Below are 14119 nucleotides of genomic sequence, written 5' to 3'. Positions count from 1 at the left end.
GGACTGAACGTCTGGCCGGCTCCCCCGCCCCGCTGCTGCGGCACTTCCGCCGTCGGCAGCGAGCCGCCCTCCGGTCATCGCACTGGTACGCCCGGCCCCCGCCGCTGTCCGGAACGCATCGTGGCCTGACAGTCGTCCCAGTGGACCGTGCGGTCGCACCAGCGTTCCAGGAGCGTGCGGTCGTGGCCGACCGCGAGCAGGCCCGCGCCGGTGGTGCGGCGGTAGTCCTCGACCACTGAGACCAGGGCGGCGGTGGTGGAGGCGTCGAGCATCGCGGTCATCTCGTCGCAGATCAGCCAGCGCGGGCGCAGCACGAGGGCGCGGGCCAGGCAGGCCCGTTGGAGTTGGCCGTCGCTGACTTCGTGGGGACGGCGGCCCAGCAGGTCGGGGGTCAGTCCGACGGCTGCGGTGAGTTCGGCAACGCGTGCGGGGATGTCCTCACGGCGGCCGGTGGCCCGCAGCGGTTCGGCGATCAGGTCGGTGAGCCGCAGCCGGGGGTCCGCGGAGAGTCTGGGCTGCTGGAAGACGACACCGAAGGCGGTGCGCAGCTCCCGCGGGGCGCGGTGGCGCCAGCGCCGCACTGGCTCGCCGTCGAGCAGCAGGGTCCCGGAGTCCGGGCGGTGCAGCAGGGCCGCGACACGGGCGAGGGTGGACTTGCCGCAGCCGCTGGGACCGAGCAGCCCGACGGCCTCACCGGCTGGGACGGTCAGCGAGACGTCCCGCACCACGGGGGCTCGCCGGTCGTATCCGGCGGTGATGGCGCGCAGTTCAAGCACGGACGTCCTCCGGTGCGGTCGAAGCGGAACCAGTGTCCAGGGGGGCGACCTGCGGAGCGTGCGGGTGATGGCAGACGACACTGCCGGACATCGGCGGCAACGCGCCGCACGCGTCGGTGGCCCGGTCACATCTCTCCGCGAAGGCACAGCCGTCGGGGAGGTCTCCCAGTTCGGGCGGCATGCCCGCGATGGGGGTGAAGGCGCGCTCGGGGAGGGCCTGGAGGAGGCCCCGGCTGTAGGGGTGACGGGGGCCGGGGACGCCGAAGAAGGCGCCGGCGTCGGCCAGTTCGACGATACGGCCCGCGTACATGACGGCGATCCGGTCGGCGACGCGTTCTGCCGCCGCCAGGTCGTGCGTGATGACCAGCAGGGCCCGTCCGGTCCCGTTCGGGCCGTCGGGGGTGTCGACGTGGCGTCGTAGTTCGTCGACCGTACGGTCCACCAGGTCGCGGTCGAGTCCGGTGGTCGGTTCGTCGGCGAGCAGCAGGGGCGCGTCGCCGACGAGGGCGAGGGCGGTGGCCGCGCGCTGGGCGAGACCGCCGGAGAGTTCGTGCGGGTGGCGGTCGAGATGGTCTGCGGGGAACGCGGCGCGTTCGGCGGCCGCCTCGGCCGCCGCCCGCCGGGGCGCGCGTCCCCGCACCCCCGTCAGTTCTGTGACCACTTCCTCCAGTTGGGAGCGGATGGTGCGTACGGGGGTGAGGTGCCCGGCCGGGCTCTGCGGGATGAGGCCGATCAGGCGGCCCCGGACCGTGTGGGCGAGGGTGCGTTCGTCGGCCGAGAGCAGGTCGAGGTCGCCGAGGCGGGCCTGGCCCGCGGTCTGCGCGTTCGCGGGGAGCAGGCCGAGGAGAGCGGAGGCGAGGACGGACTTGCCGCAGCCGCTCTCCCCGATCAGGGCCAGGCATTCGCCGGCCGCCACGTCGAAGTGCGCGTCGGTGACGGCGGCGATGCGGCGCCCGCCCGGCATGAGGAAGCGCACCGACAGCCCGCGTACGGACAGGACGGGGGTTCGCTCGGTGGGTGGCTCGGTCACAGCATCAGCTCCGATCGGCGGCGGGGGTTGATCCGCTCCCGCCAGGCTCCGGCCAGGCCGGCGATGGCGAGGGTCGGGACGATGAGGAACAGGCCGGGGAAGAGGGTCGGCCACCACTGCCCGGCGAGCAGGGAGCCCCGGGCGCTCTGGATGAGGGTGCCCAGGCTCGCCGTGTGGGTGGGCAGTCCGAGCCCGAGGAAGGACAGGGCTGATTCGTGCCACATGGCGTGCGGCACCATCAGCACGGCGGCGAGCGCGGCCTGAGGCAGCACACCGGGCAGCAGGTGCCGTACGGCCACCCTCCATCGGGACGCGCCGCCGCAGACGGCGGCGTCGATGTACGGGCGTGAGCGCAGGGACAGGATCTCGGCGCGGACGATCCGGGCGGTCGACAGCCAGTGGGTGAGCGCCACCGAGACCACCACCGGCCAGACGCCGGGCCGGAACATCGCGACGATGAAGATGCCGAGCAGCAGGTGGGGTACGGAGGAGACCGTGTCGACCACACGCATGACAGCCCGGTCGACCCAGCCGCCCAGTGACCCGGCGGTGGCCCCGACGGCGGTGCCGATGACGGTCGCCGTGAGGGCTGCCGCGACGCCGACGAGGAGGGAGACCCGCAGTCCGTACACGCAGCGCAGCAGCAGGTCCCGGCCGACGTCGTCGGTGCCGAAGGGGTGGGCCCAGGACGGTGGTCGCAGTTTGGCTGCCAGGTCGACGGCCTGCTGGTCGAGCTGGACCAGTGGCGGGACGAGCAGCACGGCGAGGACGGTGACGGCGATCAGAGCGGCGGAGGTGCGCAGCCGGAGGGTGTGGGTGGAGCGGCGGTGCGTGCCGTGCGAGCGCCATGGGGACGCGGTGGTGGTGTCCATTGCCGTCTCAGCCATGGGAGTCACATGTCATTGAGCTTCACCCTTGGGTCGAAGAGTCCGTAGAGCAGGTCCGCGAGCAGGTTTCCGACGAGGACGGCGACGGCTGCGAGGCTGGTCAGGGCGGCGAGCAGCGGGAAGTCGACGGCGGTGGCCGCTTCCACGGTGGCCGCCGCGATGCCCGGCCAGCTGAAGACGCTCTCCACCAGCAGTGCGCCGGTGATGAGTTCGGGAACGCGGGAGCCGGTCAGTGTGAGGACCGGCAGCAGTCCCGACCGCAGGGCGTGGCCGAGCAGGACCGTGCGCTCGCCCAGTCCCCGGGCGCGGGCGCCCCGCACGGGGTCCTCCGCCAGCGCGTCACCGACGCCCTGGCGGACGTAGAGGGTGAACCAGGGCAGCTGCGAGACGGCGAGTACGCCGGCGGGCAGCACGAGGTGGCGCGCCACCTCTTTCGCGGTGACCTGCTCGCTGGCGGTGTCGGTGAGGCCGCCCGCCGGGAGTACGCCCAACTGGAGGGCGAACAGCCAGATGGCGAGCAGGGCGATCCAGAAGACCGGTGCGGCCTCCAGGGTGTAGGCGAGGGAGGTCACGGCGCGGTCGAGCATCGATCCGGGGCGCCGGGCGGCGAGTACGCCGAGCACTGTGCCGACCAGCAGCGCGGCGCCGAACGCGACGGCGCACAGCAGCGTCGACCAGACCAGGCGTTCACCGATCACCTGGGCGACCGGTTGCCGCAGCACGCTGGACTGGCCCAGGTCGCCGGTGAGTGCGGAGGTCAGCCACTCCCACCAGCGCACGGCGAAGGGCTCGTCCGCACCGAGGTTGGCCCGCAGTCGGTCCAGGGTCTCCTGGTCGGAGCCGAGCGCGGCCGTGCCGGCGTACGCCTTCACGGGATCGAACGGGGAGGCGGCGGCGATCGCGAACACACCGAAGGTGACGACGAGGAGCACGGGGACGGCGGACAGGGCCCGGCGCCCCGTCAGGCGTGCCATCGCCTTCCACGGGAGGGGTGTCATTTCTTCGGCTGCCAGTCCTCGATGTTCCACCAGGGGCCGCTGGCGAAGCCGTGCTCGTGCGGCTCGACCTGGGTGGTCAGCCCGTCCCAGCGGTCGGCGAGCACATACAGGTGGTCGATGTGGGTGAGGAAGGTGTAGCCCGGGTCCTTCACCAGTTCGCGCTGGAGGGTGTCGTAGGCGGCCTTGCGCGCGGCCGGGTCCTGGCTGCGGCGGCCGGTGTCGAGGGCTTCGTCCACCGCCGGGTTGGCGTAGCGGCCCATGTTGTTGAAGCCGTCGCCGGCGAGAGAGGAGTGCAGCATGGTGTAGAGGCCGAAGTCGGGGTCGCCGGTGCTGCCGAAGCCCGCGAGGACCGCGTCGTTCTTCATCCGCGGCTCGATGACCTCCCAGGTGGCGCTCTCGACCTTCACGTCGATGCCGGCCTTCTTGGCGTCGGAGGCGTAGGCGAGCGCGTGGTCCTGGCGGACCTTGTCGCCGGACGGGTAGAGCAGGGTGAACGCGGCCCGCTGACGGCCGCGTACGCGGATGCCGTCCTCGCCGGGCTTCCACCCCGCTTCGTCCAGGATCCGCTGGGCCTTGCCGAGGTCCTGGGAGCGTTCGATGCCCTTGGCGAACCAGGGGTCGTCGCTGGGCAGCGGCCCGTACGCCGGGCGGCCCGCCCCGTCGAGGATCGTGTCGACCATGGCCTCGCGGTCCACGGCGGCGTCGAGGGCCCGGCGGATCGCGCGGTCGCCGGTGATCTTGTTCGCCGTGGGCAGGGTGACGGTGCGGTAGTCGTAGGACGTGGCCTCGTAGGTCCGCCTGCCGCTGTCGTTCTTGAAGGTGGCGGCGAGGTTGGGCGGCAGGATCGCGCCGTCGAGGTCGCCGGAGCGCAGCCGGGTGGCCCGTACGTCATCGTCCCGTATGACCGCCATGGTGAACTTCTTCACCTTCGGTACGCCGCCCCAGTAGTGAGGGTTGGCCTTGAAGGTGAGCTTCTCGCCCTTGGACCATCCGGCGAGGAGGTACGGGCCGGTGCCGACCGGCTTGGTGTTGAAGGAGCCGGTGTTGGGGTCCTGCTTGCCGGCGACGTGCTCGGGCACGATCGGCAGGACCGTACGCCCGGCGAAGGCCGCGTAGGGGTACTTCAGCGTGAAGACGACCTTGTCGTCACCGCTCGCTCGCACCTCCTTGACGGAGTCCAGTTCGCTCCGGGAGGTGTTGTTGGTCTTGGCGTCGAGGACGGTCCGGTAGGTGAACACCACATCGGCGGAGGTCAGCGGCTCACCGTCGCTGAACTTCACCCCCTCGCGCAGGGTGAAGGTGTACGTGCGGCCCCCCTCACCCACCTCGGGAAGTGCCGTCGCGAGAGCGGGTCTCAGCTTCAGGTCGGCGTCCCGGGCGAGCAGGCCGTCGAAGATCTTGGAGTTGCCGTCCTTGCCGTAGCCGAGCAGCGGACTGAGGGTGTCCGGCTCCGAGGCCACCCCGATCACGACCGAGTCGGCGCTCCCCCCGCCGCCCGCACCGCCACTGGGGGCCGAGCACGCGGCGGCCCCAGTGGCCACCGCCGCCAGGACGGCGGCGCCTCGTATCCGTCGGGTCCTCATCAGCCTCACACCTTTGTTGCAGTTGACGTGTTGTTGCATATTACGTGCAACTGAGGGGCTGTTCAGGCCCGTCACGCATCAGTCCGCGCCCGCTGCGGCACCGGACCGGGCGGCGTCCGGCCGCGACCGCACGCTCTCAGGGAACGCGAAACTGCCCGGAACGCGGTGCGTTCCGGGCAGCCTGTGCGGGCGGTGGCGTCGGCTTGTGGGGAGGGCGCAGGCTCAGCCGTCTCAGGCCGCGGCCGTGGGGTTCGCGGGTTCGGCGGCGCGGCGGTACTCGGAGTTGAGGCGCTGGGCTTCTTCGAGCTGGTCTTCGAGGATGACGATCCGGCAGGCGGCCTCGACGGGGGTGCCGTGGTCGACGAGTTCCCGGGCGCGGGCGGCGATGCGCAGCTGGTAGCGGGAGTAGCGGCGGTGGCCGCCCTTGGATCGGAGCGGGGTGATGAGGCGGGCCTCGCCGATGGCGCGCAGGAAGCCCTGGGTGGTGCCGAGCATCTCGGCGGCCCGGCCCATCGTGTAGGCGGGATAGTCGTCGTCTTCGAGACGGCTGTACGAGTCGCCTGCTGTCATCTGCACCTCTCTGTGCGACGCGTGGAGGGCCCTGGCGCCGTGTGGCACCAGGGCCCCGAAGAAACTGCTACACCATCTGTCAGCGAAACCATATCCACACAACCGCTCAATGTCTACTTCAGCCAGCACAGATTTTTGCGCGTTAGAGAATGAGGGTTCCAGAGAGGGAGGGTTCGCCACCACGGTGAAGCAGGACGCCGACCGCTCATGGGGGGGCGGCGCCGACTCACGTTCCCGCCAGGTCGTCGGGCAGGGCGATGCGGGCGGTGACGCGTTTGCCGACCGGTTCGCGCTGCACCTCGGAGCCCTGGGCGACGGCCATGACGATCTCCAGGCCGCGCTGCCCTGTGCCTCACATGTCCCCCTGCGATCCGCGTAATGAGCCGCACATCCGTTCGCCGTGGCATCCGGGCAGGTTCGCCGTAGTATCGGGGCAGGCTGTCGGCGTAGATCGTGTCAGAGCCCGAACCCCCACCAGCGAGTTCAGTAGAGGAAACGGTGACAGACCCGCACAGAGCAGCCCGGCCAGACCACCTGTCGGTCGACCACACCACCGTCGACGGCATCCGGGTGGTCACCCTGCGCGGCGAGATCGACCACGACGTCAAGGACATGCTCAGCGAGGTCCTGCTGTCCCGTGACGGCGCGACGCCACCGCGGATCGTGGTGGATCTCGCCGGCGTGACCTTCATGGATTCCAGCGGCATCAATGTCTTCGTCGCCGTCCACCAGGCCGCGAGCGAGGCTCAGGGGTGGCTGCGTATGGCCGCCGCCCAGGCGTCGGTGCTCCGGCTCCTCGAACTCGTCGGACTGGACGAGGTCATCCCCTGCCATCCCACCGTCGAGCAGGCCCTGACGGCCTGACCCAGGCCGCGCCCGGCGAGCGACGGCGTGCCACCCGGACTCCGCGTCCGGGGCGTCCTCCTTCGCGGGAGCACCGCCGCACGGCCGCCTCCGGCTCCCGCCCACCGGCCCCGGCAGGGCTGCGGCTGCTGCTGCCCCAGCGCCCGGCTCGGGGATCACCGCGGCGCCCGCTCTCGTTCACGGCGGTTTGCCGAATCGGCAAACAAGCTCGTTGCCTGGGCGTGGTCTCCCACAGGATCGGCGTAGAGCCCCGCCACGGCGGAAGGGAGCCGTTCCGGGGCGGGCGCAGAAGACTGGCACAGAAGACCGACGGCCCTGGAGGAGACGCATGTCGCAGCACATCGCGGAGATCACACACCGGTTGGTGTCCTCGCCGGGAGGCCGGATCCACCTCGCGGAGCAGGGAACCGGACCATTGGTGCTACTCGTCCACGGCTTCCCGGAGTCCTGGTACTCCTGGCGGCACCAGCTGCCAGTACTCGCGGCGGCGGGATACCGGGCGGTCGCCATCGACGTCCGCGGCTACGGCCGCTCCTCCAAACCGGCCACGACGAGTGCGTACCGGATGCTCGACCTCGTCGAAGACACCGTCGCGGTGGTACACGCTCTGGGCGAGGAGACGGCGGTGATCATCGGTCACGACTGGGGCGCGACCACCGCCGCGAACTCCGCCCTGCTCAGGCCGGAGGTGTTCCGGGCAGTGGGTCTGCTGAGCGTTCCCTACACCCCGCGCGGCGGGCCGCGTCCCAGCGACGTCTTCGCTCAGATGGGCTGGGACGAGGAGTTCTACGTCTCGTACTTCCAGGAGCCCGGTCGCGCCGAGGCCGAGATCGAACCCGATGTACGCGGCTGGCTCGCGGGGTTCTACGCGGCACTGTCCGCTGACACCATGCCCGCACCCGGCGCTCCCGATCCGCACTTCGTCACCAGGACCGGGAGGCTGCGTGACCGGTTCCCCGTCGGCCGGCTGCCCGCCTGGCTCAGCGAGCGCGACCTCGACGTCTATGCCGGCGAGTTCGAACGGACCGGCATGACCGGAGCGCTCAACCGCTACCGGAACATGGACCGCGACTGGGAAGACCTCGCCGCCCTCGACAGCGCCCCCGTCACCCAGCCCTCGGTGTTCATCGGCGGCAGCCTGGACGCTTCCACGACATGGCTCGCCGACGCGATCAAGGCGTACCCGGTCACGCTGCCGGGACTGGTCTCCTCCCACATCCTCGACGGCTGCGGCCACTGGATCCAGCAGGAACGCCCCGACGAGGTCAGTCGGCTCCTGACGGACTGGCTCGCCGGCCTGGACGCCTGACGCACTCGCGGCTGAGCCGCGGTACCGGGCGACAGGCGGCCCGACCGGCCTCGGGAAGCCTCGCGCCAGGCGAACGGCTGCCTACCGAGTCACCGGGATACCGAGTCACCGGGATACTCGCGCTTCGTCGGCGGCGGCGGTGAGCGTCTCGCGTCCGTGGTGGGCCGCCTGACCGTCGCGTCGGGCAGGCCCCGGACGGTGTCCTCCGCATCCCTCCCGGCAGGCCGGCTGCCGCTGCGGGCGGCCTCCCACACACGGCCGAGGGCGGCGCGCACGGTCTGGGCGGCGGTCTCGGTCAGGCCGTCGCCGGTACCCTGCGGCGGGCGCCGGCCACTGGCGCGGGCTGCCACGGCGCGGGCCTGCCGGGCGACGGTGTCCTCGAGTGTCTCCAGCAGTTCCTCGTCCTGGCGCCGCAGCGAGGCGAGCAGGGCGGCGGTGGCCAGGTCGGGGACATGTTCGGCGATGCCCTGCCCGGCCCGGCAGGCCGCCAGCGCCCGGGCGATGACCGCGTACTCCTCTTCGGCGTTCTTCAGCAGTTCGCGCTCGTCGGGCGGCCGTCCGCCGCGCAGCAGCCCTGTCACCATCATCGTTCCGATGGTCAGCGGCAGCCTGGTCACCCGCACGGCGCCGCGTGCAAGGAACCGAGCGATGTCGACGGTGTCGTCCAGAAGGTCGCGGGGCCGTAGATCGCGTATGTGCTGTTCGATGCGCCGGAGGGTGTCCTGGACATCGGTGAGGTGGATCTCCATCGTCTGCCGGTCACGGCCTGGTGGTGTGACGGCCACGTCCGCGCGCAAGCGGTCGGCGACTGCCCGGTGGGCGTCGCGGACGTCCTCCAACGCCGGCAGGAGCGCCTCCGTCATCACTGCCATGGATGCTCCCCGGGATCAGGCGGCCGGTCGTGGTGCCGCACGTGTCGAAACGGCTGCGCCGACCCGGGAGCAGTGGCCGGCCCCTCACCAAGGACCGGGCCCTTCCCCGCGCACCGGACAACCGTCATCATCCTGCGGGACCCGCACCGGGATCGCCTGGCGAGCCGGCACGCCCGCCAGGAGGACGACCTGGTTCATCGGCTCAACGGTGCGGGTCTGCCACGCCAGTCGGCCACACGTGACGATTGCCCCATCCGGGTAGCCCGCGACGGTCGAAGCCGCGTGTGCGTGCCGCCCGGCTCGGGTCCGGGCGTCGGCCTCGCACCAATGAGGTTCCGCGGGGCGCGGGCCGCGGGTCCGCAGCATCGCCGACCGTGCCCGCCGTGACCGTCGGCTTCGCCGGCGAGGCGAAGGCGACGGCTCCTGCCAGGCCGGCCATGTCTGCGTGTGGGACGACGGCGACAACGAGATCAGCGGTGCCGGCAACGCCTCGGATGGAGAGCTCATCGCCCGCGACTTCTGCTGAGACCGCGCGCATCTGGGCGGGTTGCCCCGGAGGCATCGAGTGTGTCCGCGCGGGCCTCGGTGACGGATTCGCGCAGCAGTCGGGACAGGCGGCGGTCGGCGTCCGGTGCGGTCCGCAGAACACGGAGGGCGTGTTCGAGGTGGTGATGGCCGGGGCCGTGCCACCACAGAGCGTCGGCGACGCGGGCCGGCGAGGCGGGCGTACGCGCCCGGGTGAGCCTGCGGGCCCGGTCGCGGCAGGCCGCGCTGTGCCGTGCCAGGCGTCGGGACGCGGGCCGCAGGCGGCGGGCGGCGTCCACGACTGTGCCGATCAGCCGGGGCGCGTAGGCGCGGTCGGCCGGGTATGCGTCGGCGAGATCGGCGGCCAGCGGCCACAGGGCCTGGCGGGCGGGGTCGCCGACGCTGTCGTTGACCGCGCGGGCGAGGGCGGCGAGCACCGGGTGGGTGCGGGGCGGGCTGTCGGTGAAGCGGCCGGTGGCCAGCAGGGCGGCGTACTCCATCAGGCAGGCGCCGTCGTCAGGATGCAGGTGGGCGAAGCGGGCGGGCACCGGAAGGCCGCCCGGCGGCCCGGCATCGCGTGGTCCGGTCGGACGGGGAGTGGGCGCGCTGGGCATGGTCGGCCTCCTGCGGGGGTCACAGGCCGGTGACGGCGTGCAGGACGAGGTAGATCGCCGCCGCGGGCAGCCCGGCCCCGGGGAAGGTGAGGATCCAGGCGGTGAGGATCGAGCGGGCTACTTGCCAGCGTACGGCTGAGACGCGCTGGGTGGCACCGGCGCCCAGGATGGCGGCGGTGATGGTCTGGGTGGTGGAGATCGGGGCTTTGACGAGGAACGCGGTGGTGTAGAGGACGGCCGCGGCCGCTGTCTCGGCGGCGAAGCCGCGCGGCGGGTCGAGGTGGACGATGCGCCGGCCGAGGGTGGTGATGATGCGGCGCCCGCCGCTGTAGGTGCCGGCCGCCATGGCCGCGGCCACGGCGGCGATCACCCAGACGGGGACGGAGAAGTCGTCCTGCCAGCCCGCCGTGACCAGCGCGAGCACGATCACGCCCATGGTCTTCTGCGCGTCCTGCAGCCCGTGGCCCAGGCCCATGGCGGCGGCGGAGACGGTCTGCGCCATGCGGAAGCGTCGGGTCGTACGGCGGGGCGGGGCGTGGCGGAACGTCCACAGGATGAGCGTGTGCAGGCCGTAGCCGAGGACGATGCCGACCAGTGGCGACAGCAGCATGGGCAGCAGGACCTTGTCCACGATGCCGGACCAGTGCACGGTGGCGGAGGCCGCCAGGGCGGCACCGACCAGTCCGCCGATCAGGGCGTGGGAGGAGGAGGTCGGCAGTCCACGCCACCAGGTGAAGATGTTCCAGCAGATCGCGCCGATGAGCGCGCACATCACCAGCAGCAAACCCGAGAGTTCCTCGGGCGCGCTGATGATGCCGCTGCCGACCGTCTTGGCGACCTCGGTGCCCAGGAACGCGCCGCAGAAGTTCATGACGGCGGCCATCGCCAGCGCCACCCGGGGGCTGAGGGCTCTGGTGGAGATCGAGGTGGCGATGGCGTTCGCGGCGTCGTGGAAGCCGTTGGTGAAGTCGAAGGTCAGTCCCACGACGATGATCAGCACCACCAGCGTGAGCTCCATGGCCGGATCACCTCTCGCCGCGCACAGGGCCAGGGCGCCGGAGGGACCGCGCACGCCCTCGTACGTTTCCATCGTGCCGCGAAACCCGCCGACGGACTCGCGCACCCGCCGCACACGGCACTGTCACCGCGTGCGGTGCGCGGCGGGAGCGGCGGGCCGCCTGTGCGTCCTGGGGTCGCCCGGTGCCGCGACATGTCGCAGACTCCTGTATGAGGGTCCGCGTACAGGCGTACGGCCGCGGAGAGGGTGACCGACATGCTCGAGGTCCCGCTCTGGCTGTGGGCGGCGTTCGCCGCGACGGTGGTGGTGTCGCTGACGGTGGACCTGCTGGCCCATCGCACGGCGCACGTCATCGGTTTCAAGGAGGCCGCTGCCTGGAGTGCCCTGTGGGTGGGGCTGGCCCTGGTCTTCGGCGCCGTCGTCTTCCTCGTTCTCGGTACGACGGCCGGCACCGAGTACACCACCGCGTGGCTGCTGGAGAAGAGCCTGTCGGTGGACAACCTCTTCGTCTTCGCCGTGATCTTCGCCTACTTCAAGGTGCCCCGCGCCTACCAGCACAGGGTCCTGTTCTTCGGGGTCATGGGCGCGCTGGTCTTCCGCGGGATCTTCCTCGCCGCCGGCGTCGCCGTCGTCAGCCGCTTCACCGCGGTGCTGTTCGTCTTCGCCGCGGTGCTCTTCTACAGCACCTACAAGCTCCTCAAGGACGAGGAGGACAGCTTCGACCCGGGCAAGAGCTTCGCCCTGCGGATACTCCGCAAGATCATCCCGGTGCGGGACGAATACGCCGGGATGAAGTTCTTCGTCAAGGAGTCCGGCAAGCGCGTGGCCACCCCGCTTCTCGCGGTGGTCGCCGCGATCGAGGCCGCGGACCTGATCTTCGCCGTCGACAGCGTCCCCGCCGTCCTCGCCGTCAGTGACGACGCCTTCATCGTCTACACCAGCAACGCGTTCGCCATTCTGGGCCTGCGCGCCCTGTACTTCATGCTCGCCGGGCTGCTGGACCGCTTCCACTACCTGAACAAGGGCCTGGCGATCATCCTGGCCTTCATCGGCGTCAAGCTCATCTTCCAGGCCTCCCACAAGCTCATCAACCCCGCCATCCCGGAGATCCCCTCACCGGTCAGCCTCGTCGTCATCGTCGTGGTCCTGGCCGCGTCCGTCGTCTTCAGCCTGCGGCGACCGCCTCCGCCGCATCCCCCCGCGGAGGACGATGTTGGCGCTGCCGGACCGGACCCGGTCGCCGGGGAGACCGCGCCTGCACCCGCCCGGCGCCCGGGTGAGGAACGGGAGGAGCCGGACGGCCCTCCCCCACCGACGCGCTGATCACATCCGATCACCGGGGACACAGGTGTCCACTTCTTCGCATTTACGGCTTATCGTTAAAGAATGAGCAAAGCCCAGCATGAGACCGATCCCCAAGGGACGCTTGTCTGCCCGGCCTGCAAGCAGCCCGTGGGCCTGACCATCACGAAGCGCCACAAGACGCTCGGAGTCGTGGTGCCTGTGTGGGGCCCTGGCCCCTGCCACAACGCCGACTGCGCGCAACACGCGGAGCGACCAGAACACACCCAGCACCGCCACTGACCCGGCCGAGAACGCGTCAGCTCTCGAAGCGGTAGCCCACGCCGGGCTCGGTGATGAGGTGGCGCGGGCGGGAGGGGTCGGCCTCCAGCTTGCGGCGCAGCCGGGCCATGTGCACGCGCAGGTGGTTGGTCCTGTCGCTGTGGGAGGCGCCCCACACCTCCTGGAGCAGGTGCTGCCGCGTGACGAGGCGGCCGGGGTCGCAGATCAGGATCTCCAGGAGATGCCATTCGGTGGGGGTGAGGCGTACGTCGCGTCCGGCGCGGGTGGCCTTCCCGGCGACCAGGTCGACGGTGAAGTCGTCCGTGGTGACCTGGGTCGTCCCGGGGACGAGCGGCACGGTCTCCGCCCGGCGGACGGCGGCCCGAAGCCGGGCGAGGAGTTCGTCCATGCTGAACGGCTTGGTGAGGTAGTCGTCGGCCCCGGCCTCGAGCGCGGCGGCCTTCTCGTCGGACGCCCGGCGCGCGGAGAGCACGAGGATGGGCACGCGGGTCCAGCCGCGCAGGGCCGCGATGACGTCCACGCCGTCCATGTCCGGCAGGCCCAGGTCGAGGAGGACGACGTCCGGTGGGCGCGCGGCGGCGAGACGCAGTGCGGTGGCGCCGTCGGGCGCGGGGTCGACACCGTACCGGCGCGCCCGCAGGTTGATCACCAGTGCCCTGACGAGCCGGGGATCGTCCTCCACCACCAGTACCCGCGTCATCGGTGTGCGCCTTTCCTTCCGTACGAAGGGCTGGAGGAAGCGGACCCGGCCCGCTGGCGCGGGGAGTCGGCCGGATCTTCCCGGCCGCCGGCTCCCGCTCGGTTCGTCTCGGGCCGTCAGTTCCTGGCCACGAGTTCCCTGAGCGCGATGTTGAGTTCGAGGACGTTGACGGTGGGCTCGCCCATGAAGCCGAGCATCCGGCCGTCCGTGTGCGCCTCCACGAGCCGGTGGACCTGGGCGACGGGCAGGCCGTTCCGTTCGGCGACCCGGTGGACCTGGAGGTCGGCGTAGGCCGGCGAGATGTCCGGGTCCAGTCCCGAGCCGGAGGAGGTGACCGCGTCGGCGGGGACGTCGGACGGCTCCACCTCGTAGTCCGGGGTCGAGTTGTCCTTGATGACGGCGGCCTTGGCGTCCTTGACCCACTTGATCAGGACGGCGTTGTCACCGGAACGGTTCGTCGCGCCGGACAGGATGAGCTGGTACCGGGTGTTGACGCTGTTGGTGCCCAGGCCGTTCTGCGGGCGCCCCTGGAACCACTTCAGGTCCGGCTCCGGCGTTTCCTGGCCCTTCCCGAGCGGCAGGTTGTACGCCTGGCCGATGAGCGAGGAGCCGACCACCTCGCCCTCCGAGGTGATCTCCGAGCCGTTCGCCTTGGCGGGGAACAGTCCCTGGGCGACGCCGGTGACGGCCAGCGGGTAGAGGATGCCCGTCACCACGGTGAGTACGGCGAGGGCGCGCAGGCCGGCCCAGAGCAACCGGGCGGTGTTCGTGACGGAGTGGTTGTTCATG

At 71.5% G+C, this 14119-nt stretch carries 14 protein-coding genes; 3 read left to right on the top strand and 11 right to left on the bottom strand.

The window, feature by feature from the left end; translation table 11 throughout:
- Positions 1–74: 74 nt before the first annotated feature.
- From ACWD0J_RS02585 to ACWD0J_RS02560, 6 genes are all read right to left on the bottom strand, one after another.
- On the bottom strand, positions 75–776 hold the full coding sequence (locus ACWD0J_RS02585; RefSeq protein WP_451493876.1) for an ABC transporter ATP-binding protein: 702 nt from the start codon (positions 774–776) through the stop codon (positions 75–77).
- Positions 769–1740, bottom strand: coding sequence for an ABC transporter ATP-binding protein (locus ACWD0J_RS02580; protein ID WP_451493967.1), 972 nt, complete (start codon positions 1738–1740; stop codon positions 769–771). The genes ACWD0J_RS02585 and ACWD0J_RS02580 overlap by 8 nt, the downstream gene beginning before the upstream one ends.
- A 62-nt stretch (positions 1741–1802) precedes the next feature.
- Entirely contained in the window at positions 1803–2693 is an 891-nt protein-coding gene (locus ACWD0J_RS02575; RefSeq protein ID WP_451493875.1) for an ABC transporter permease, read from the bottom strand.
- Between the two features lie 5 nt (positions 2694–2698).
- Positions 2699–3667: an ABC transporter permease gene (locus tag ACWD0J_RS02570; protein WP_451493874.1), complete on the bottom strand. Its 969-nt coding sequence runs from the start codon at positions 3665–3667 to the stop codon at positions 2699–2701.
- A 20-nt stretch (positions 3668–3687) separates the two neighbouring features.
- On the bottom strand, positions 3688–5274 hold the full coding sequence (locus ACWD0J_RS02565; protein ID WP_451493873.1) for an ABC transporter substrate-binding protein: 1587 nt from the start codon (positions 5272–5274) through the stop codon (positions 3688–3690).
- A 231-nt stretch (positions 5275–5505) separates the two neighbouring features.
- The gene (locus ACWD0J_RS02560) at positions 5506–5844 is read right to left on the bottom strand and encodes a MerR family transcriptional regulator (protein WP_451493872.1); all 339 of its coding nucleotides are present in this window, start codon (positions 5842–5844) and stop codon (positions 5506–5508) included.
- Between the two features lie 498 nt (positions 5845–6342).
- Here ACWD0J_RS02560 and ACWD0J_RS02555 point away from each other — a divergent pair, with 498 nt between their 5' ends.
- Both ACWD0J_RS02555 and ACWD0J_RS02550 read left to right on the top strand, forming a co-directional pair.
- Positions 6343–6708: an STAS domain-containing protein gene (locus tag ACWD0J_RS02555; RefSeq protein ID WP_451493871.1), complete on the top strand. Its 366-nt coding sequence runs from the start codon at positions 6343–6345 to the stop codon at positions 6706–6708.
- A gap of 328 nt (positions 6709–7036) precedes the next feature.
- Positions 7037–8017 (top strand): alpha/beta fold hydrolase, encoded by a 981-nt coding sequence (locus ACWD0J_RS02550; protein WP_451493870.1) that lies wholly within the window; start codon positions 7037–7039, stop codon positions 8015–8017.
- Between the two features lie 89 nt (positions 8018–8106).
- Here ACWD0J_RS02550 and ACWD0J_RS02545 read toward each other — a convergent pair whose 3' ends face one another.
- From ACWD0J_RS02545 to ACWD0J_RS02535, 3 genes are all read right to left on the bottom strand, one after another.
- A complete protein-coding gene (locus ACWD0J_RS02545) occupies positions 8107–8889 on the bottom strand; it encodes a hypothetical protein (protein WP_451493869.1) in 783 nt (260 codons plus the stop codon).
- Positions 8890–9392: 503 nt separating this feature from the next.
- On the bottom strand, positions 9393–10028 hold the full coding sequence (locus tag ACWD0J_RS02540) for a hypothetical protein (RefSeq protein ID WP_451493868.1): 636 nt from the start codon (positions 10026–10028) through the stop codon (positions 9393–9395).
- A gap of 19 nt (positions 10029–10047) precedes the next feature.
- Positions 10048–11046, bottom strand: coding sequence for an anion permease (locus ACWD0J_RS02535; RefSeq protein ID WP_451493966.1), 999 nt, complete (start codon positions 11044–11046; stop codon positions 10048–10050).
- A 255-nt stretch (positions 11047–11301) separates the two neighbouring features.
- On the opposite strand from ACWD0J_RS02535, the gene ACWD0J_RS02530 reads away from it, so the two are divergent.
- Positions 11302–12369: a TerC family protein gene (locus tag ACWD0J_RS02530; RefSeq protein WP_451493867.1), complete on the top strand. Its 1068-nt coding sequence runs from the start codon at positions 11302–11304 to the stop codon at positions 12367–12369.
- Positions 12370–12646: 277 nt separating this feature from the next.
- Here the strand turns inward: ACWD0J_RS02530 and ACWD0J_RS02525 are convergent, their stop codons facing one another.
- Together ACWD0J_RS02525 and ACWD0J_RS02520 are read right to left on the bottom strand one after the other, a co-directional pair.
- Positions 12647–13330: a response regulator gene (locus ACWD0J_RS02525; protein ID WP_451493866.1), complete on the bottom strand. Its 684-nt coding sequence runs from the start codon at positions 13328–13330 to the stop codon at positions 12647–12649.
- A gap of 116 nt (positions 13331–13446) precedes the next feature.
- Positions 13447–14118 (bottom strand): potassium-transporting ATPase subunit C, encoded by a 672-nt coding sequence (locus ACWD0J_RS02520; protein ID WP_451493865.1) that lies wholly within the window; start codon positions 14116–14118, stop codon positions 13447–13449.
- Between the last annotated feature and the right edge of the window lies 1 nt (position 14119).

The sequence above is a fragment of the Streptomyces sp. NPDC003011 genome (assembly GCF_053591515.1).
This window is presented reverse-complemented; position numbering and strand designations above follow the sequence as displayed.